Raw genomic sequence first — 19,885 nt, forward strand, 5'->3', positions numbered from 1 at the left:
AGAGTGCTTTCAACAAAAAAGAACGATAAGTCTGCTGGACGGACACTGAGGGTCTCATCCTGCATCAGTTATCCGAACACCCACCCTGGACAACTGGCGCCAGAACCCAGGAAAGCTCTTTTCCACGCACTCTGGACCGGTGAGTGTCAGCGGCGTGCCGGACAGGACACACAGTGTCGCAGCGGTCATCGCGAGACGATGGTCTCCCTCGCTGCTCATCTCGAAGCCCGAAGGTGGCGTGCGGGGTGGCTGGATCAGCAGCCTTTCTCCTTGGAGCTCCGTGTTTCCGCCGAACGCCTTCACGAGCGTCCGGATGCCTTCGAGACGGTCGCTCTCCTTGACGCGGAGGATGCCCACCTCCGTGAGCGTGGAGGGCGCCGGAAGCACGCAGGCGAGCGCGGCCAGCGTGGGGAGCAGGTCCGGACATTCCTCGCCGGAGGCGCGAAGGCCCCCTGAAAGCTGGCCTTCCACCTTGAGCGTGAAGGGAGCGTCCGCGGGCACCGCGCGCAGGCCCACCTGCTCAATCAACCGGACAATGGCGTCGTCCGGGTGGGCACTGCCCGTGTCCGCGCGCACCACGGTGCCGCCCGTCTTCCACGCCACCAGCAGCAGGTAGCCCAGGGACGACCAATCCCCCGGGAGCGTGGGGACGGCCGGGGGCGCCGCATACCCGGCCACCGTGTAGCTCGACGGGGAGCGCTGGACGTCGAAGCCGAAGCGGCTCAGCCACGTGAGGGTCAGCTCCAGGTAGCCCGCACTGGTGAGGGGCCCGTCAATCTCCACGCGCCAGGGGCGGCGCTCGCGCAGGTACAGCGCCGCGCAGCCCAGCAGCAGGCTGGAGGCGTACTGGCTGCTCTGGGCGCCCGGCACGCGGAACACGGGAGAGACGTTCGACGTGTCACGGGGCGCGCGCAGCTCCACCGGCCAGGGCGTGCCCTCAGTGAGCGTGAGGCCCGCGGGACCCAGGGCCTCGCGCAGGGACGTGAAGAGCGGGCCGTGGGGCCGCTCGCCCAGGCGGGGCGTGCCAGTGAAACGCGCCTGTGCGCCGGGCGTCACCGCCGCCTGGGTGGCCAGGATGCGGAAGGGCGCGCCGCCGTCCGCGCAGTCGATGTCGCGCACGGCATCCGGAGGCAGACGCAGGGCCTCGACGCCCTGGCGCAGCACGCGCACGTCGGCGGGGAGGTCCTCGTCCGCCTCGGCCTGCACCGAGGGCAGCGGCCACGAGCCCGTGAGGTGCCCTAGCACCAGCGTCCGCTGCGCGTCCGACTTGGACACCGGCGGGGTGAGGGGCGCGGCGTGCAGCGCGGAGGGGTCCACCACGATACGGGAAGCCTTCGCCGTGCTCATGGTCGCACCCCCTTCGTCCACGCGGGCCACAAGGCACGCCAGCCGGGTTCGTCCACGTCGCGTACCTCGGTGGCGCCAATGGCCGTCAGCAGCACCATGCGCAGCTCGCCCTTGGCGCCGGCCTTCTTGTCGGCGGTGAGCAGCGCCAGCACGTCCTTCATCGGCGCGCGGCGGAGCAGGGCGGCGGCGCGCTCGCGGCCCTGCACGCCGGGGCCATTGGCCAGGGCGGCTTCGACCTCGGCGGCCACGGGCTCCGGGGTCACGCCCAGGTGACGGCCCACGTCCAGGGCCAGCAGCATGCCCAGACCCACGCCGTCACCGTGGGACAGCTTGAAGCGGGACACGCTCTCCAGCACGTGGCCGAAGGTGTGGCCGAAGTTGAGCACCCGGCGCAGCCCCGTGTGCTCGTACGGGTCCTGCGCGCAGATGCGCTCCTTGAGGGCGCGGGCGTCCTTCACGAGCTTCGCGAGCGCGGGCGGCTTGCGCACGTAGCGGCGGAAGCGCGGCGCGTCGAGGCTGACCACCATCTTCCAGGCCTCCAGCGCGCCCTCGCGGCGCTGCGCATCGGAGAGCGTGTCGAAGAACTCGGGGCACACCCAGCCTTCGTCCGCGTAGTGGAAGACGCCGGCCGGGTTCTTCACCACGCGCCCGCGCACCGTCATGTCGACAGCGCCCTTGCCGCCGACGCTGCTGTCTACCGCCGCCAGCAGCGTGGTGGGGACCTGCACCAGGCGCACGCCGCGCTTGAGGACATGCGCGGCCACGGTGGAGACGTCACCGATGGTGCCGCCGCCCACGGCCACGAGCGTGCCGGAGCGCGGAAGGGCCAGGCCGTTGGCCAGGACCTTCTCCAGCGCGGTGAACGTCTTGGCGCTCTCGCCGCCGGTGAGCTGGATGATGGCGCGGGGGCTGCGCGCCTCCAGGGTGGGGATGAGGGTGGGGTGGAGCTTCGCGACGGTCCGGTCCACCACCGCCACGCTGCCCTCGGGCAGGTTCCTGGCGAGGCGGGCGAAGGTGCCCCAGCGGTCGGACGGCGGACGGTAGGCCCCGGGGGGAAGAGCACTCATGGCGCGTGGGGCCTCGCGTTGAGGTGGAGGACGAGGTCGGCGATGACGAGCGACACCATGGCCTCCAGCACCGGGACGGCCCGGGGCATGATGCACGGGTCGTGACGGCCACCCTTCGCGTGCTCCTGCAGTGTCGCGGGCGGCTTGAAGAAGGTGCGGATCTGCATCGGCTCACCGTTGGCGAGCCCGCCCTGGATGCCGCCGTACGCGTCCTTCACGGCGTGGAACTGGATGCCGGGCTGGCCAATGCGCTCGAGCAGGTCCGGCGGACCCCAGACGACGCCCGTGACGGCGCCGATGCTGCCCAGGGCCTGCGCGATGCGCGCCTTGAGCTTGCCGAAGATGGGCTCGCCCAGACCCACGGGCAGGCCCTCCACGCGTACGTCAATGGCGCCGCCCAGGCTGTCGCCCGCCTCCTTCGCGGTGAGGATGCGCTGGGACATCTCGTCGCGGATGGCGGCGTCCGGGCAGCGCGTGGCGTGGGCGTCCACCTGCGCGCGGGTGAGTCCCGGCGCGGGCACCGCGGCCACCAGATTGCCCACCTGGGACACGTAGGCGACGGTGCGGATGGAAGGCACGTCCCGGGCGAGGTACGCCTCGGCGATGGCGCCGCCGATGACGCGGCAGAGCGTCTCGCGCCCGCTGGTGCGCCCGCCTCCGCGGTGGTCACGGTGCTTGAAGCGCTCGCGCCACACTGCGTCCGCGTGGCCGGGCCGGTCCTCGGCCTTCAGCTTCTCGTAGTCCACCGAGCGCTGGTTGGTGTTGCGCACGATGGCGGCGATGGGCGTCCCCAGCGTCTTGTCCTCGAAGACGCCGGACAGGATTTCCACCTGGTCCGGTTCGCTGCGCGCGGTGGTGATGGTGGACTGGCCGGGACGCCGACGGTCCAGCGCGACTTGAATCTGCTCGCGCGTCAGGGGCACGCCGGCGGGGCAGCCATCCAGGATGGCGCCGAGCGCGGGCCCGTGGCTCTCTCCAAACGTCGTCAGGCGAAACAGTTCGCCGAAGGTATTCATGTCGCGGACTCCCAGAGTTGGCGCTGACGCCGGGCTTGCGCGATGAACCACGCCGCACCCAGCAGGACCGGAGTACCGCCGCGTCGGACAATCTCCGCGGCGATGCGCCGACCCGGGGCTCCGTAGGCGATGACCGCCACACGGGCCCCGTCGAAGCGCAGGTCGTCAGGAGCGGGCACCCTATCGGGCCAGGTCCAGACGCCCGCCCCTGTGAGAGGCGCCTGGATGTCGGCGCGTCGCAAGACGCGCAAGTCGCAGCTCAGCTCCGCCGCCACGGACCGGAGCGCCGAGGTGGCGCCACCGTCCCCCAGGACGAAGACTTCGCGAGCCCCGAGCCGCTCGAGCACCGTGCGGGCCCCGAACGTGTCGGTATTGAAGGCTTCCCACCGGCCGCCCCGGCGGACCAGTGTGTTGATGGCGTCCAGCGAGGACCCCGTGTGCTTCGCCAGCCGCAGCTTGAAGGGGCTGGTGACGGCGAAGCCTCCGTAGTGAGGCAGGAGCGCGTCCACTACGGCCTCCACCGGCCCGTCCTCCGGAAGGTCGATGCGGTCGAAGGGCTGACGGTGGATGCGGGGCGAGCGCGAGTGGACGATGGACGTCCCCAGGATTCCCAGCCGCAGCGGCGGCGCCACCGTGGACCGGTCCGCGCCGCGCAGCGCTCGCACGGCGTCGTCCAGCAGCCGCTGGCCGGGCGCCGCGACCCAGGCGCCTCCCGCCGCGACGTAGTCCAACACGTTGTTCTGGGCGAGCAGCGCCCGCGTGGGCAACGCCACCGCGCCCATGCCCAGCACCGTGACACGCGTGGCACCGAAGCGCTCCACCATCCGCCGCTGCGTCTCCAGCAGTGTGACGAGGTGGGCCGGGTCCGTCATCGGCTCCACGTGCTTCACCAGGGCGTCGGCGGGCAGCTCACGCTCCCACAACTGGAGCGCCTCCTCCGTGGAGAGCTGCCGGCTCGCGTGGTGCGACGCGAGCAGCTTTCCCGGAGGTGCCGCCAGCGAGGCCTGCTGCCCCGACGCGTCCATCAAATCCCTGTCCACGCGCCAGGCCGCGGCCACCCAGGTCGCGGGCAGCGGCTTGCCCCGCTCGGAGACGAGCAGCGGCAGCACCGCCGCCAGCGCCTCGGGCGAGATGGCGTCAGGGGCGTGCAGGTCCGTGCGGATTTCCAGGACGTCCGCCCCACGGCGCTGGCCGTCACGCGCGAAGCGGACAGCGTCTTCGCCGAGCAGGGTGGGGGGCAGGGTGACGACGCGCCGGGCGGGCGTCACAGGGGCACCTCGGGGGCAAGGCAGCCGCGGAGGAAGTCCTCCAGGGCCACGGTGGGGACGCGGGCGTGCAGCACCTCGCGCTCATGGAACACCGCGGACAATTCTTCTTCGAGCGACACGTCGGCGCGCAGCCGCGGGCGCGTCCGGTCCGTGAGCAGCCGTGCACGGTAGGTGTCGAAACAGATGGGGACGACCAGGGTGAAGTGCCCGGTCAGCGCGTCGGGGTGGTGCGACAGGAAACCGCCTCCCACGGCCACCAGCCCTCCGGCCGGCAGTTCTTGCAGGGCGCGGCGTTCAGCGGCCCGGAACTCCTGCGGCGCTTCCGCCACCCATCTGCGCAGCGGGCGCCCGTGCAGGCGTTCCAGGTGCGCGTCCAGGTCCAGACCGGGGCGCGCGAGCATGCGGGCCACGATGGGCAAGAGGCGCGACTTGCCCGCGCTCCGGTGGCCGGCGAGCACCACCGTCTGTCCGGAGCCGGGGAGCGGGGAGGGGCCCGGGCGGGCTACCGCCTCCCTCAGGCCCGGCGCGAGCCGGGGATCCACCGAGGCGAGAATCTGTTCAACGAGGTGTCGCCGCTCCTCAGCGGACGGTGCCGACATAGACGTAGGCGGTGCCGAACGTGAGCGCATGCGCGGACTTTGCCGCGTAGGCCCCGGACTGGTCCATCAACTCCAGGAACTTGTCACCGGCTGGGAAGGCGGCGGACGTCTTGGGCAGGTACTGGTACGCGGCGCGGTTGCCCGTCAGCAGCCCTCCAATCGTGGGCATCACCGTCTTGCTGTAGAAGCGGAACAAGGCCCCGAAGGCACCCGTGGGCTGGCCGAACTCCAGCACCACGACGTGGCCACCGGGCCGGACCACCCGAGCCATCTCCTTCAGGCACTTCACCGGGTCATCCACGTTGCGGATGCCGAACGAGATGGAGGCCACGTCGAAGCTGTCGGCCGCGAAGGGCAGGTCCATCGCGTCGGCCACCTGGAAGTCCACCTGGAGGCCCTCCTTCTCCGCCTTGGCGGGGGCACTCTCCAGCATCTCCGGGCAGAAATCCGTGCCCACGACACGGCCGGACACGCCCACCTTGCGCTTGAAGGCCAGGGCCAGATCGCCAGTGCCCGAAGCGCAGTCGAGGACGCGGTCTCCTTCCTTCGCGGTGCTGAGCCGGACGGCCTTCCGGCGCCACAGCCGGTGGATGCCGAACGAGAGGACCTCATTCGTCACGTCGTACTTCGTGGCGATGGAAGAGAACATCTCACGGACTTCAGTGCTCATCGCGCCCTCACGACCTGGGCCGGGCTTTCCGGCCGCCAAAGGTGTCGGTCCACCGCGTCTAGCACGGCTGGCAGCCGTCGCATCAACGTCTCGAAGCGTTCAGGCGTCAGGGCCTGGTGCCCATCGCACATGGCCTGCTCGGGCTTCGGGTGGACTTCAATCAACAATCCGTCCGCCCCCGCGGCCGCGGCCGCCAGCGACATGGGGAGGATGAGCGCCGGGTCGCCCGTCGCATGGGACGGGTCGACGATGACGGGCAGGTGGGAGCGCTGCTTCGCCCAGGCCACCGCCGCCAGGTCCAGCGTGTTGCGCAGCTCCGTCTCGAAGGTGCGGATGCCGCGCTCGCACAGCATCACCTTTTCGTTGCCGCCGTCGAGGATGTACTCGGCGGCCAGCAGCCACTCCTGCAACGTGGCTGACAGGCCTCGTTTGAGCAGCACGGGCTTGCGCACCTTCCCCAGTGCCCGCAGCAGCGAGTAGTTCTGCATGTTGCGAGCACCCACCTGGAGGATGTCCGTGGACTCCTCCATGAGGGGAATCTGCGCCGACTCCATCACCTCACTGATGATGGGCATGCCGTGGCGGCGCCCGGCCTCCGCCAGGACGTGCAGGCCCGGCTCGCCCATGCCCTGGAATGCGTAGGGACTGGTGCGAGGCTTGAATACGCCACCGCGCAGGACATGGGCACCCGCGGCGGCCACCACCGAGGCGGCGTGCTGCACCTGCTCCGCGCCTTCCACCGCGCAGGGGCCAGCCATGACGACGAACCCGGGGCCTCCGACTTCCACGGGGCCCACTCGCACGCGAGTGCCTTCGGGCCGCTCCACGCGAAGCACCCGCAGCGCGCCCGGGGCCCGTCCGGACCCGGCTGGTTCGTCTGGCCGCTTGCCTCCCACGGACCCTCCCATTCATGGAGTTCAAGAGGTTTTGAACTCCTTGGTGCATGTATAGCCGAGATGGCTTAGAAGACAACCGAAGGTGATTGCGACGCAATTGCCGATGAGGAACGCTGATGAAGACGCACACTCCCGTTGAGAGCCAGCGCTGGGTGGCCGGAATGACGCCCCTTGCGGTGGTGGATCCGCTCGCGGGTGCGGACGTATTGGGCGTTCCGACCGTCTACTGGGAGCGTCCGCTGGCGCAGGACGCAGCGGCGGGGTGGGGTGAGGCGGCGGTGGTGGAGGCGCAGGACGCCTCCGACATTCCTGACGTGCTGGCCTCGCTGGGCCGCACGCAGGTGCGCTGGCTGGGCGAAGCCCCGGAGTCGATGCCGGGCCCCTGGTTTGGCGGCATCCGTTTCGGTGACTCGGGCACGGTGGACACGGCGTGGGCGTCGCACGGTGTGACGCGCTGGACGCTGCCCGAAGTGCTGGTGTTCCGCACGGCGCGCGGCGCGTGCGTGGTGGCGTTCGCGCAGGAAGGCCGCGGGGGTGAGGACCTGGTGCGCTCGCGGCTGGAGCGCGTCCGTGCCTGCTTCCCGGAGTCGTACCGGCATGCGCGCGGCGAGCCCGTGGAATTGGAGTTGCGCGCGTCGCGGCCGGACTTCGAGGTGCGGGTGCAGCGCGCGCTGGACGCGATTGCGTCCGGGCACCTCCAGAAGGTGGTGCTGGCGCGCCCGCTGGATGCGGAAGGACCCGTGCCCTTTGACGTGGTGGACGTGCTGGCGCGGCTGCGCGAGCAGAATCCCCGCTGCGCCACCTTCCTGTTCCGCGCGCCGGATGACACGTGCTTCCTGGGCGCGACGCCGGAGACGCTGTGCCGGGTGGACGGTCAGGTGCTGGAGACGGAGGCCCTGGCGGGCACGGCCGCGCCCGGCCAGGCGGACGGGCTGCGGGGCCATGACAAGAACGTGCGCGAGCACGCGTCCGTGGTGCGCTACCTCGTCACCGCGTTGACGCCGCTGGCGGAGCAGGTGTCGTCGGACGCGGAGCCCGCGCTGCTGGCCTTGAAGAACGTCGTGCACCTGCGGACGGGGTTTCGCGCCGAGCTGCGGCCGGGGGTGACGCCGGCGCAGGTGGTGGAGGCGCTGCATCCCACGCCGGCCGTGGGCGGTACGCCCCGTGAGCGCGCACTGTCGTTCCTGGTGGAGCACGAAGGCCTGGACCGTGGGTGGTACGCGGGGCCGGTGGGCTGGGTGGGGCCTGGGCGGGCGCACCTGATGGTGGCGCTGCGCTCGGCGCGCGTGAAGGGCGCGAAGGCCCGGCTGTTCGTCGGCGTGGGGCTGGTGGCTGGCTCCAACGCGGACTCGGAGTGGCGGGAGACGGAGATGAAGAGCCTGGCCATGTTGCGGGCCTTGGGAGGCGGGGATGTCGTCCGACGCTAACCTCAACGTGCTGTGGGCGCGCGCGTTGCTGGAAGAGCTCGTGCGCGGTGGGGTTCGTCACGCGGTGGTGTGTCCGGGGTCCCGGTCATCGCCCCTGGCCCTGGCCTGCGCCGGGACGGAGGGGCTGCGCACGTGGTCCGTCATCGACGAGCGCAGCGCGGGCTTCTTCGCCCTGGGGCTCGCGAAGCAGTCGCGCGCGCCGGCCGTGGTGGTGGCGACCAGCGGCACCGCGGGCGCGCACTTCTACCCGGCGGTCATCGAGGCCGCGCTGTCTCACGTGCCCCTGGTGGTGCTGACGGCGGACCGGCCCCTGGAGCTTCAGGGCTGGGGCGCGCCGCAGACCGTGCCACAGGCGCGCTTCTTCGGAGAGCACTCGCGCTTCTACGCGGACCTCGGTCAGCCCGAGGCGCATGACGCGGCGTTGATTCACATGCGTGCCACCGTTGCCCGCGCGGTCGTCAGCGCGTGGCGCGCGCCGCGGGGCGCCGTGCAGCTCAACGTCCCGTTCCGCGAGCCGCTGGCCCCCATCGCCGAGCCCTTTCCCGAGGCCGCCCTGAGCGCGCTCGCGAAGTCGGGCCGCGCCGGCGCGCCGCTGACGCGCATCGTCCCGCCCGAGCCGGTACCAGACGCGGCCACCTTGGACGAGGTGCGCCGCCGGATTGCCGCGACCACTCGCGGCGTCATCGTGTGTGGCCCGCGCGATGAGATGGATGGATTCGCGGCGGCCATCAGCGCGCTGTCGCAGGCCACGGGCTATCCCGTGCTGGCCGAGTCCACCTCGCAGGCCCGCTATGGCGGCGGCCCGCTCACGCTGTCCTATTACGACGCGATGTTGCGGCACGCGCCGTTCGCGAAGGCGCACCGTCCGGAGCTGGTGTTGCGCTTCGGGGGCGCGCTCACGCCGAAGGTGCCTCAGCAGTGGCTGGACGGCTCGGGCGCGGACATCGTCCTCTTCAGTGACGGCGGCGGGTTGTTCGACCCGGCGCACCGCGCGTCCACGGTCGTGGAGGGCTCGGCGGTGGCGGCCTGTGAGGCCCTGACGCGAGGACTCGCGCGCGGCGCGGGGCCGTGGGCACGAGGCTTCCTGGCCGCGGAGCAACGGGTGCGCACGGCGCTGGAGGCCGCGTTCGCGGAGCAGCCCGACGTGCTCTCCGAGCCGCGTATCGCTCGCGAGGTGGTGGCGGCGCTTCCCGCGGGCGCGCCGCTCTTCGTATCCAGCAGCATGCCCATCCGCGACCTGGATGCCTTCGCTCCGGCGGGCACGGTGCCGCTGCGGGTGCTGGCCAATCGAGGGGCCAACGGAATCGACGGCATTGTCTCCAGCGCGCTCGGCATGGCGGCCGCGGCGGGCCGGCCCGCGGTGCTGCTCACGGGGGACCTGGCGTTGCTGCATGACGTGGGAGCCTTCGTCACCGCGTCGCGCACGCGAGTGCCGCTCACGGTGGTGGCGGTGAACAACGATGGGGGCGGCATCTTCTCGTTCCTCCCCATCGCCCAGGTCGCGCCGCGGGACACGTTCGAGACGCTCTTCGGTACGCCGCACGGGGTGGACCTGTCCCACGCGGCGGCGCTGGGCGGCGCCCGGCTCCACCGACCGGAGACGCCCGTTGCGCTCAGGTCGGCCGTGCGCGAGGGCCTGGAGGGCGGGCTCCACCTGGTGGAAGTGCGCGTGGACCGCAACGCGAATGTGGATGAGCACCGGCGGCTGTTCGCTCGAATGGCGGCCTCACTGGGAGAAGGACCATGGGCGTGAAGCTGGCTTACGAGACGTGGGGTGAGGGCTCCCGTCCGCTCGTGTTGCTGCACGGCTTCACCGGCAGCCGCAGGGCCTTCGACGGGCTGCGTCCGCTCCTGGGCCGCGATGTGCGCGCGGTGGCGGTGGACCTCCCCGGTCATGGGGCCACGCCGCTGCCGGACCAGCGGGGGCGTGAGGCCTTCGTGGAAACGGTGGACGCGCTCGTCGCGCTGGTGGACTCGCTGGGACAGGGACCCGTGGACCTGCTGGGCTATTCGCAGGGGGCACGCGTGGCGCTGGCGGCGGCCGTGCGCGCGCCGGACCGCTTTGGTCGGCTCATCATGGAGAGCGGCTCGCCAGGGCTGCATCGGCGCCAGGAGCGCGCGGCCCGGCGTGAGGCGGACGGACAGCTGGCGGCCTTCATCCGTTCGCGAGGCGTGGACGCCTTCGTGGACCGCTGGGAGCAATTGCCGCTGTTCGACGGCCTGCGCCAGCTCCCGCAGGAGCGCAAGGACGCGCTGCGCTCACAGCGCCGCGCCTGCACGGCGGAGGGGCTCGCGGGCGCGCTGGAGTGTCTGGGGCTGGGCGTCCAGCCGGATTTCTGGCCGGAGCTGCATGCCCAGCGGCTGCCCACGCTGCTGCTGACGGGCGCTTTGGATTCGAAGTTCACCCAGATTGCCCGCCGCATGGCCACGGAGCTGCCGGTGGTCTGGCGCCACGCCTTCGAAGGCTGTGGCCACGCGCCGCACCTGGAGGCGCCGGAGGCCTATGCCCGTGAAGTCCTCGGGTTCCTCCAGACGCCCTGGTACGAGGCCCCGCAGTTCGACAGTCCCATGACCGCGCGCGAGGGAAGGGTGACGTCGTGAGCACGTCGATTCCGGCGCATGGCCCGCTGTCGGTGAAGCCCCGTCCCGGGGTGAAGCACTGGGTGATGGCGGCGCGTCCCAAGACGCTGACGGCGGCGTTGGTGCCGGTGTTGGTGGGCACGGGGCTCGCGTTCGGCTCGGGCGTGGGGCGCCTGCTGCCCGCGTTGGCGGCGCTGCTGGGCGCGGTGCTCATCCAGATTGGCACCAACTTCATCAACGACTACTACGACTTCAAGAAGGGCGCCGACACGCACGAACGGCTGGGCCCTCAGCGCGTGACGCAGAGTGGCCTCATCGCGCCGGGCACCGTGCTGGCAGGCGCGGGCGTGTGCTTCGCGCTGGCCACGGCCGTGGGCCTGTACCTGGTGGTGGTGGGCGGCTGGCCCATCATCGCCATCGGCCTGGCGTCGCTGCTGTGCGGCTACGCATACACGGGCGGCCCCTTTCCCCTGGGCTACAATGGCCTGGGTGACGTGTTCGTCTTCATCTTCTTCGGCCTGGTGGCGGTGACGGGGACCTACTACGTGCAGGCGGGGACGGTAGACCCCGCGGCGTGGTGGGCGGCGGTGCCCGTGGGCGCAAGCGGCACCATGCTCATCGTCGTCAACAACCTGCGCGACGTGACGACGGACGTGAAGGCTGGCAAGCGCACCCTGGCGGTCCGCTTCGGCACGGGCGTGGGGAAGGCGGAGTACCTCCTCCTGCTGGTGATGTCGTACGCCACGCCCTTCGCGATGTACGCGCTGAAGCTGGCCAGCCCCTGGGTGTTCCTGTCCCTGCTGAGCCTGCCCCTGGCGGTTCCCCCGTTGCGGCAGGTGTTGAAGCAGGAGGGGGCCGCGCTGAACCCGGCGCTGGGGTCCACGGCCAGACTGCAGCTCGTGTTTGGAGTGCTGTTCGCGTTGGGCCTCTACCTGCGATGATGTGAGGCCATGCGGATTGCCCAGGTTTCGCTCATTCCCCTCCGGTTGGAGCTGCGCCAGCCCCTGAAGACGTCTCACGGGGTGCACGCGGTGCGAGAAGGCTTCCTCGTCCGCGTCGTCGACGAGGAGGGGCGCGAAGGTCTGGGCGAGGCGATGCCGCTGCCCGCGTTCGGCACCGAGTCGCTCGAAGACTGTGGCGTGACGCTGAACGCCTGGCTGTCCGAGCTGAAAGGCCAGTTCCTGGGCGACTCGGTACGGGCCATCGAGGACACGTTGTCGCCGTTCCCCCCTGCCGTGGCGCGAGGCGACGGCGTGCGCATCCGTGCACGTCAGGTGACGCCAGCGGGCGCCATGCCGGCCGCGGAACACGCGCTGGAGCTGGCGCTGCTGGACCTGCTCGCGCAACGCCAGGGTGTACCGCTGTGCTGGCTGCTGGCGGAGGAGGCGCGGACGGAAGTGGCGGTGAACGCGCTGCTGGGCGCCGACACCCCAGAGGCCCTGGCGGAAGAGGCCCGGCAGGCCGTGGCCGAGGGCTTCGGCACGTTGAAGCTGAAAGTCGCCGGCCGGCCGCTGGACGCCGACGAGGCGCGAGTGAAGGCCGTGCGCGACGCGGTAGGGCCGGACGTGAAGCTCCGGCTGGATGCGAACGGCGGCTGGTCCGAGCCCGACGCGAAGCGCGCCCTGGACCGGCTGGGCTGGTACGGCCTGGAGTTGGTGGAGCAGCCCACGCCGCCGGAGGACCTCGCGGCGCTCTGGCGCGTTCAGCGCCGCGCACCCTGCACGGTGGCGGCGGACGAGTCCCTGGCTTCTCCCGATGCGCTCCGGGCGCTGCTGACGGTGGACCCGTTGCTGGGCGGTGGCCCGGCGGTGGGCGCGGTGGTGCTGAAGCCCATGGTGCTGGGCGGACTGTTGCCGTGCCTCGTGGTCGCGATGCGCGCGGCTCGGCTCGGAATGCAGGCCTATGTCACCAGCTCCATGGATGGCGTGGTAGCGCGGGCTGGCGCGGCACACCTCGCGGCGGCACTGCCATCCGGAGCGCTGGCCTCCGGGCTCGCGGTGGGGCGCTTGCTGGCGAAGGAGCCGGAAGGTCATCCGTACCATCCGCAGCGAGGCATCATTCGCCTGTCGAGCACCCCGGGGCTCGGACTGAGCTCCCAGTCACTGGTGTGACGGCTCGACGCATGGGAGCCCACGGATTGGCCTCCGTTAATGAAGCCTCAAGGTGACGGAATGTCGGTCCTGCTGTGTCCCATTCGAGTAGGCGCTCGTCATCAGCCCCAGGCGGAGGCCCTGACGTTCGCGGGCCGCTCCTGGTCCTACGAAGCCCTGGATGCGGAAGTCTCCCGATGGGTTGCCGCACTCGAGGCGGAGGGCGTCGGCGCTTCGGACAGGGTGGCGTCGCTCGCGACGAACCACGTCGCCTCCGTGTGCCTCTTCTGGGCGCTGGGCCGGCTGGGCGCGGTGTTGGCGCCGCTCAATGCCCGGCTCACGTCCGCGGAGCTGGCGCCCATGGTGGAGGACATCCAGCCCCGTTTGAGCCTGGCGCTGGGCTCCCTGGTGGAGCGGCTCCCTGGAGCCCGGCCACTCGAGTCCTTCGCGGAGGCCGTCTCCACGGGGGCTTCCACGTGCCAGCCCCTGGAGGCGTCATCGCCCCGGGTCGTGCTCTTCACCAGCGGGACAACGGGCCGGCCCAAGGGCGCGGTCCTCACCGAAGGCAACTTCCGGGCGTCTTCACGAGCGTCGGCGGCCAACCTGGGGGCGCATCCAGCCCCGCGTTGGCTGGGCACATTGCCGCTCTTCCACGTGGGGGGCATCGCGATGCTCACTCGCACTGCCTACGAGGGAGGTTGCCTCGTCCTGCACGAACGCTTCGACGCCGATGCGGCCAACCGGGCCATCGACGGGGAGGGCGTGTCCCACGCGAGCCTCGTGGCGACGACGCTGGAGCGAATGCTGGACGCTCGAGGTGACCGGCGCATGCCGGACTCCTTCGCATGGGCGCTGATAGGCGGAGGTCCGGTGCCCGTGCCCCTCCTCGCACGAGCGAGGGCCGCGGGCCTGCGAGCCCTTCAGACGTACGGCCTGACGGAGGCCTGCTCACAAGTCACGACTGAGCGCCCGGACAATGCGGACGGCCGCACCGCTGGCGTCCCGTTGCCGGGAGTCGAGGTGCGCATCGTCGGCGTAGGCGGTGAAGTCCTCGGCGCAGGGGCGGAGGGCGACATCGAGGTGCGCGCGCCCACGGTGATGGCCGGGTACTGGCAGCGTCCAGAGGCCACCCATGAGGCGGTTCGTGACGGCTGGCTGCGCACGAAGGACGTCGGCGTGCTGGATGGTGGGGGGCGGCTCACAGTGCTGTCACGCCGCACGGACCTCATCGTCCGAGGTGGGGAGAACATCTACCCGGCGGAGGTGGAAGCGGTGCTCCTCAATCACCCCGCGGTGCAGGAAGCCGCCGTGGTGGGCTTCCCGGACGACCGCTGGGGCGAACGGCCCGTGGCCTTCGTCGCGCCGCGCCCGGGGCAGGCGCACCCCGGGGAAGAGGCACTGGCGGCGTGGTGCCGTCAGTCCCTGGCGGGCTTCAAGACGCCCGCGCGTTTCGTGTGGGTGGACGCGCTGCCTCGCAACGCCATGGGGAAGGTCGAGCGCACCGTCCTGAGACGGCACGCCCTCCGCTGACCCACGGGGGTGGGGCGGGCGCCCTGTCTCAGCACTCCGAGATCGGGTGGCCCCAGGGATTGGTCCGCGGGAACTGCCGCAGGACGGTGCTCAGCCGGCAGGTGGCCGACACGGTGGTGGCAGCCGCGGACCGACGGGAGGCCTGCGGGCCCCGGTGCTCGAAGGTGCCCAGTCGGGCCGCCTGCATCGCCAGCTGCTTTTCGACCTCCGGGGACCAACGGGAGAACTCAAGCCATTCCATGTGCGTGCTCCTTCGCGCCGCAGTGTTCGGGCACATCCGACCTCTTCAAGTCGTGAAAATCACGACGCCACGCGTTGAAGCTGGCAGTCAGTGGCGATTTCCCGACAAGGGTCGCCGTCTCAACCCGCGGACGTGGTCGCCATCTTTCAAAAGCCACTCCGGGATGTCGTGTTCCCGCGCGGCCGCCTGCCCTCCGAGGAGGGGCCTGCATTTCCTGCGCGGACCTGGGACACGTGGACATTCTTGCGTCGCCCGCGCCGTGCCCCCGGCGTGATTGCTGATACGGCTGCAACCTTTCACTCCCAAGGTCAAAACTCAAACATGCAAGGATTTCCACACCCGACGTTGAAGAGTTGAAGAGACAACGCAGGGGGAGGGTAGGGAATGACGCCGGCTTCCGAGTGAAAACAGGACATTCCAGGTCGTGGCTGATTTTGATATCGAAATGACTCAAAGGCAGCTCAGCACGCGTACTCGCAACGGGAGGGAGAGATGGCTCCGGAGTCCGTTGATGTCATCATCGTGGGCAGTGGTCCGGTGGGAGCGATGGCGGCGAACCTCCTGGGGCAGCAGGGGATTCGGACGCTGGTGGTGGAGCGTGAAGTCACGCCTCATGGCCAGTCCCGCGCCATCAGCGTGGATGACGAGGGCCAGCGCATCTTCCAGTCCGCGGGGCTGGTGGGCGACCTGGGCGCGGGCTTCTATCCGTGCAAGCGGCTGCAGTACCTGAATGACTCGCTGCGCTCGCTGGCGGAGGTGGACTTCACCCGGTTGGACCGGCCGTTCGGCTACGTGCCCGCGGCCTTCTTCCAGCAGCCGCGCATGGAGGCGGTGCTTCGGCAGGGCCTGAAGCGCTTCCCGCACGTGGACCTGTGGCTGGGCCACGAGGTGGAGTCCTTCGTCCAGGACGAAGACGGCGTCACCGCCCGCGTGAAGGAGGTCGCGGGGGAGCGTGCGGTCAACGTGCGCGCGCGCTTCCTGCTCGCGTGCGACGGCTCGCACAGCTCCATCCGCCGGCGGCTGGGCCTGAAGCTCGTGGGGACGACGGCGCTGGAGCACTCGCTGGCCATCACCGTGAAGACGTCCTCACCCGAGCCCGACTTCACCAGCTACCTGTGCGGCCCCGTGCGCCGGGGATTCATCGCGCGCACCGCGCCGAACGAGATTCGCTTCGACATCATCCTGGAGCCAGACGCGGACCTGAAGGCGGCGCGCTCGCCCGAGAACGTGCGGCGGCTGATCGGCTACTACCTGGACCCGGATTCGGTGGAGCTCGACTCCGTCAAGATCTTCTCGTACCACAGCCGCATGTCCGAGCAGTGGCGGGTGGGCCGCGTGTTCCTCCTGGGCGACGCGGCGCACCTGATGCCGCCCTTCCTGGGGCAGGGGCTCTGCGCGGGCCTCCGGGACGCGGCGAACCTGACCTGGAAGCTGGGGCTGGTGCTCGCGGGCGCGGCGGATGCGTCGCTGCTCGACACCTACGAGGAGGAGCGGCGTGGCCACGTGTCGGAGGTGATTCGCGGCTCGGACGCCATGGGCCGGGTGATGATGTCGGGCGGGCGGGTGATGGCTCGCGTCCGCAACGCGCTCATCCAGGTGATGTACCGGCTGCCGGTGACGGGCGACTTCATCCGCGACTACAAGGTGAAGCCGCAGATGCCGCTGCGCCGGGGCTTCATGCACGGCGCCCAACGCGCGAAGGGGGACGTGCCGGAAGGCTCCTACTTCCCGCAGCCGCGCGTGGAGCGGCCCGACGGAGAGACGGCGCTGCTGGATGACTGCCTGGGTGAGGGTTTCGTGGTGCTGACGCGTCCAGGCGCCTCCCAGGAGGCCCAGCGCGAGGCACGGGCCCTGGCGGACGAACTCGGAGCACGCTGGTGGCAGCTGGCCGCGGCGGACCGCGCGGGAAATGGCGGGCCGGACACGCTGGTGGACCTGGACGGCCGGCTGGGCGCCTGGTTCGTGCAGTACGCGGCCGACCTCGTGGTGCTCCGGCCGGACCGCTACGTGTTCGGCATCGCAGGGGGTGGCAAGCGGGGCCACCTCCTGGGCTCGCTCAAGGGCCGCGTCCGCCCTCACTCGCGTCCGAATGGCGCGGAGGTCCGGCGGGCGGGCTGAAAGGCGGGGAACGGAAAAACAACAGGCGCCCGGGCCGGGGCGCCCTACGACCGCGAAGTGGGGCTGCGGGGAGGCTCAGGCCGCGGCGGCGGACTGGACCAGCTTCCCGGCGCGCTCCACGCAGTCGCCCATGAAGCGCAGGTAGATGTCGAGCGCGCTGGCACCCGTCTTGGCGATGATGGGCGCCTTGTCCGGCACCTGCGACAGGAGCTTGTTGAGCATCACCTCGTTGAGCGCGGTGTGACCCACGTCAATCTCCGTGTGCTCCTTGAGGAAGGACATGCCCTGGAGGATGTCCTCGCCACAGACGCGCTTGGCCTGCTCGAGAATCACGGGGCCGAGCACCGTCGACAGGCCCTCGATTTCGTACTCGATGGCCACCTGCGCGGCGGGCATCTCACCGGTGATGGTGTTCTCGTGAATCTCCCGGTACTCCTTCATCGCCTGCGTGGGCGGCTGGGCGATGAGCTCCTCGGCGTTCAGCTTGGGGTTGCGGCGCTCGTTCCACCGGGCCACCAGGTGCTTGGTGTCCTCGACCATCATCAGATGGTGGCCGGCCTCGTGCTTGGCGTGGGCGATGAGCTTCTGGCCCACGTCGTCCAGGCCCACCTTCACGGTGGCCTCACCGGCGCGGCGAATCCACCCGTCCACCGGCTCCGTCATGTAGACGCCCAGCGAGTTCCAGGTGATGAGGAAGGCCTCGAAGAGCGCGGGGTCCGCCTTGTCGTCCAGCAGCACCTTCAGCCGGGGATCCGTCTTGATGCGCTCACGGGTGGCAGTCAGGTTCGGTGTGTACAGCTCCTCCACGAGTTGCTTGCTCATGTTCATTACCCCTGGCGAGAGTTGGGAGCGCTTCGGCGCCCGATGGAGACTTCACTGATGTGTTCGAGATAGTCGGGGATCAACTTCGCGGAGATGATCCACATGTACGGGTCCGGACCTGCGTGAATCCCGGCTTCCTGTACGTACTGCCCACCGTCGTCCTCACAGAGATAGTGGAACGAACGGCGGTGGCGGGCGGCGTACCAACGGCGTGCCGCGTCCACCAGGGCGACGTAGGTGGAAGGCCCCGCGTCGCTCAGGGGGAACAGCCGTGCCATGTCGAGCAGGCTGTAGAGGTTGGTGCCCTGCTGGCCCAGCTCCAGGACGGCGGCGGCCACGGCCACGCCGTTGCGGCGCGCGATGAGGACCTCGCGCTCGCGCTCCAGGCCAAAGGTGTTCCACTGTCCCTGCACCGCGCGCATGTCGATGCGGTCGCGCGTGAAGTCGAGCGCCTCCACGTAGCAGGAGGGACGCGAGTGGGCGATGTGGTCCGTCAGCAGCGTCAGCTCGGCGGACGTGGCGGGGCTGATGGTGATGCCCTCGTGCAGCCGGCCCGTCATCTCGGCCGTGTAGACGTCCATCATGTGGACCTTGCGCGTGAAGGCCAGCTCCGGGTTCGCCGCCATGTGGCGCTCGCCGTAGCGGACGTGCGCGCGCGCGATCCACGGGTTGAGGCCCTCCACGTAGGCCACGGCCCAGCGGAAGTCGGCGTCGCTCTGCGGGTGCTCGAAGCAGCGCACGTACAGGTCGTGCATGATGCGGCCCGGCTCCAGCCCCTTGATGGCGGGCTTGCCCGGGCGCTTCGCCACCTGGTGTCCCATCCAGGTGTGCCGGTACGACTTCATGATGGACAGCGTCGCCTCGGGGCCGCGCTCGGACGGCCAGACGGCCTGGCAGAAGAGCTGCGGAACTTCCGCGGCGCGCTTGGCCATGTGGCTGAAGGCTTGCTTCAGCGCGTCAAATTCCTGAGAGGACTTGTTCGCCAGGCTGAAGAAGCCAGACAGCGTGAAGACATCCCAGAGCCCCTCTTCCTGCACGTCACTGGTGCAAGTGTTGGGATTGGTCGTCTGGGAGACGAAGCGCACCCAGCGCGCCTCGTCGGAAGAGTAGGGCGACACGTTCAGGCCACACAGCACGGTGCCGTCAGCGCGCGCGCTGGTGACGTAGCGGATTTCACCGCGCAGGCTGATGGACTGGCCGTCCGGCGTGTGGAGCTCGAGCAGGGGCGGCAGCAGGCCCGGGAACAGCAGGTCCTCCGGGCGGCAGCGGATGCACATGCCGGAGAAGGACAGGTCCACCACCGCGCGCTCCATCTCCCCCTGCTCGCGCCACAGCGGGTGGTGGAAGGTGACGCGCACGCCCTCGGGCGCGGGCGAGCGGCGGTGCCAGCGGTGACGGATGCGGAAGAGGACGTCGGGCAGCGGCGACGTGAAGCGCTGGCCGTCCGGCGTTCCCGCCTCCAGGCGCATGCGGTACGCGCTGTTGTGGCCGATGACGTCGATGTCGTAGGGCGCCTCGCCCCAGTCGGTCACCGGGTCCTCGGCGTGCCACTCCAGTTGCTCCGTCTCCGCGTTGTAGCGCTCCAACACCAGGCGGACGGTGCGGCCCATGCGGCGCAGCACACCCTTGTTGCCCGCGGTGCTGATGGCCAGGAGGATGGCGCGGATGCGCTCGGCCTCGTCGATGGTGTCCTGCACCGGAAGGGCAGACGCGGCCGGCTCCGCGACGCCACGCTTCAGCGCGTCCGCCAGCAGTGCCAGGATTTGACGGCCCTGCTCCAGGGAGACGTTCGCCAGCTGCAGCCCCACCGGGGATCCGGCCGTCTCCGCGTCCGTGCGGATGAAGGCGCCCCGGATGGGGCCCAGCGTCACGCCACAGCCGGACAGATAGACGGGCAGGCCGCGCGCGTCGGAGGTGTCCACCTCACCCTTGGGCATCACCCACACCACGGTGGGGCTCAGCCGCGTCACCACGCCAATGGCGCCATCCAGCGTTCCCACGGAGCAGGTGATGGCATCCGCGCCCGTCCCGTGCAGGGAGTAGCCCGAATCATCCAGCGCGGCCTCGGCGGGCGGCAGCGGAATCACGTTGAACAGCGCGTCACGGCTGCGGAACTCGACCGACCGACGGTCGGAGAGCGGGTTTCCCCCTTCCATAATCAGGCGCCCCCTTCTCCGGTGCTGAGGAACCCCTGATGCAGTCGTCGAAATTGCA

At 70.6% G+C, this 19,885-nt stretch carries 17 protein-coding genes; 7 read left to right on the top strand and 10 right to left on the bottom strand.

The window, feature by feature from the left end; all coding sequences use genetic code 11:
• Window positions 1–54 precede the first annotated feature (54 nt).
• The 7 genes from BLU09_RS21765 to aroF are packed head-to-tail and all read right to left on the bottom strand — an operon-like array spanning window position 55 to window position 6,875.
• A complete protein-coding gene (locus BLU09_RS21765; RefSeq protein WP_186817653.1) occupies window positions 55–1,347 on the bottom strand; it encodes a 3-phosphoshikimate 1-carboxyvinyltransferase in 1,293 nt (430 codons plus the stop codon).
• The gene (locus tag BLU09_RS21770) at window positions 1,344–2,414 is read right to left on the bottom strand and encodes a 3-dehydroquinate synthase (protein WP_090491439.1); all 1,071 of its coding nucleotides are present in this window, start codon (window positions 2,412–2,414) and stop codon (window positions 1,344–1,346) included. Before BLU09_RS21770 ends, BLU09_RS21765 begins: the two co-directional genes overlap by 4 nt.
• Window positions 2,411–3,430: a chorismate synthase gene (gene aroC, locus BLU09_RS21775; RefSeq protein WP_090491440.1), complete on the bottom strand. Its 1,020-nt coding sequence runs from the start codon at window positions 3,428–3,430 to the stop codon at window positions 2,411–2,413. Before aroC ends, BLU09_RS21770 begins: the two co-directional genes overlap by 4 nt.
• Window positions 3,427–4,698: a shikimate dehydrogenase gene (locus BLU09_RS21780; RefSeq protein ID WP_090491441.1), complete on the bottom strand. Its 1,272-nt coding sequence runs from the start codon at window positions 4,696–4,698 to the stop codon at window positions 3,427–3,429. The genes aroC and BLU09_RS21780 overlap by 4 nt, the downstream gene beginning before the upstream one ends.
• Window positions 4,695–5,240, bottom strand: a complete 546-nt coding sequence (locus BLU09_RS21785; RefSeq protein ID WP_244171932.1) for a shikimate kinase — start codon at window positions 5,238–5,240, stop codon at window positions 4,695–4,697. Before BLU09_RS21785 ends, BLU09_RS21780 begins: the two co-directional genes overlap by 4 nt.
• Before the next feature lie 37 nt (window positions 5,241–5,277).
• Window positions 5,278–5,967 carry a bifunctional demethylmenaquinone methyltransferase/2-methoxy-6-polyprenyl-1,4-benzoquinol methylase UbiE gene (gene ubiE, locus BLU09_RS21790; protein WP_090491443.1) on the bottom strand — a complete coding sequence of 230 codons (690 nt, stop codon included), beginning with the start codon at window positions 5,965–5,967 and terminating at the stop codon, window positions 5,278–5,280.
• A complete protein-coding gene (gene aroF, locus BLU09_RS21795; protein ID WP_090491444.1) occupies window positions 5,964–6,875 on the bottom strand; it encodes a 3-deoxy-7-phosphoheptulonate synthase in 912 nt (303 codons plus the stop codon). Before aroF ends, ubiE begins: the two co-directional genes overlap by 4 nt.
• 104 nt (window positions 6,876–6,979) lie before the next feature.
• Between aroF and BLU09_RS21800 the strand changes: the two genes are divergently transcribed.
• Genes BLU09_RS21800 through menE form a run of 6 tightly spaced genes read left to right on the top strand, consistent with a single transcriptional unit; the run spans window position 6,980 to window position 14,490 of the window.
• Window positions 6,980–8,290: an isochorismate synthase gene (locus tag BLU09_RS21800; protein ID WP_090491445.1), complete on the top strand. Its 1,311-nt coding sequence runs from the start codon at window positions 6,980–6,982 to the stop codon at window positions 8,288–8,290.
• A complete protein-coding gene (gene menD / locus BLU09_RS21805) occupies window positions 8,274–10,043 on the top strand; it encodes a 2-succinyl-5-enolpyruvyl-6-hydroxy-3-cyclohexene-1-carboxylic-acid synthase (RefSeq protein WP_090491446.1) in 1,770 nt (589 codons plus the stop codon). Before BLU09_RS21800 ends, menD begins: the two co-directional genes overlap by 17 nt.
• Window positions 10,034–10,891 (top strand): 2-succinyl-6-hydroxy-2,4-cyclohexadiene-1-carboxylate synthase, encoded by an 858-nt coding sequence (gene menH / locus BLU09_RS21810; RefSeq protein ID WP_090491447.1) that lies wholly within the window; start codon window positions 10,034–10,036, stop codon window positions 10,889–10,891. Before menD ends, menH begins: the two co-directional genes overlap by 10 nt.
• Window positions 10,888–11,811 (top strand): 1,4-dihydroxy-2-naphthoate polyprenyltransferase, encoded by a 924-nt coding sequence (locus BLU09_RS21815; RefSeq protein WP_090491448.1) that lies wholly within the window; start codon window positions 10,888–10,890, stop codon window positions 11,809–11,811. Before menH ends, BLU09_RS21815 begins: the two co-directional genes overlap by 4 nt.
• 9 nt (window positions 11,812–11,820) lie before the next feature.
• Complete coding sequence (menC, locus tag BLU09_RS21820; RefSeq protein ID WP_090491449.1) at window positions 11,821–12,981, top strand: o-succinylbenzoate synthase; 1,161 nt, start codon at window positions 11,821–11,823, stop codon at window positions 12,979–12,981.
• Between the two features lie 60 nt (window positions 12,982–13,041).
• A complete protein-coding gene (gene menE, locus BLU09_RS21825) occupies window positions 13,042–14,490 on the top strand; it encodes an o-succinylbenzoate--CoA ligase (RefSeq protein ID WP_090491450.1) in 1,449 nt (482 codons plus the stop codon).
• Between the two features lie 28 nt (window positions 14,491–14,518).
• Here menE and BLU09_RS21830 read toward each other — a convergent pair whose 3' ends face one another.
• Complete coding sequence (locus BLU09_RS21830; protein WP_090491451.1) at window positions 14,519–14,731, bottom strand: hypothetical protein; 213 nt, start codon at window positions 14,729–14,731, stop codon at window positions 14,519–14,521.
• 492 nt (window positions 14,732–15,223) lie between these two features.
• On the opposite strand from BLU09_RS21830, the gene BLU09_RS21835 reads away from it, so the two are divergent.
• Complete coding sequence (locus BLU09_RS21835) at window positions 15,224–16,849, top strand: bifunctional 3-(3-hydroxy-phenyl)propionate/3-hydroxycinnamic acid hydroxylase (RefSeq protein ID WP_090491452.1); 1,626 nt, start codon at window positions 15,224–15,226, stop codon at window positions 16,847–16,849.
• Between the two features lie 75 nt (window positions 16,850–16,924).
• On the opposite strand, the gene BLU09_RS21840 is transcribed toward BLU09_RS21835, so the two are convergent.
• Together BLU09_RS21840 and BLU09_RS21845 are read right to left on the bottom strand one after the other, a co-directional pair.
• Entirely contained in the window at window positions 16,925–17,671 is a 747-nt protein-coding gene (locus BLU09_RS21840) for a hypothetical protein (RefSeq protein WP_244171933.1), read from the bottom strand.
• Between the two features lie 5 nt (window positions 17,672–17,676).
• Window positions 17,677–19,827 carry a hypothetical protein gene (locus BLU09_RS21845; protein ID WP_244171934.1) on the bottom strand — a complete coding sequence of 717 codons (2,151 nt, stop codon included), beginning with the start codon at window positions 19,825–19,827 and terminating at the stop codon, window positions 17,677–17,679.
• Window positions 19,828–19,885 lie beyond the last annotated feature (58 nt).

The organism is Myxococcus virescens (genome assembly GCF_900101905.1).
Lineage (GTDB): Bacteria > Myxococcota > Myxococcia > Myxococcales > Myxococcaceae > Myxococcus > Myxococcus virescens.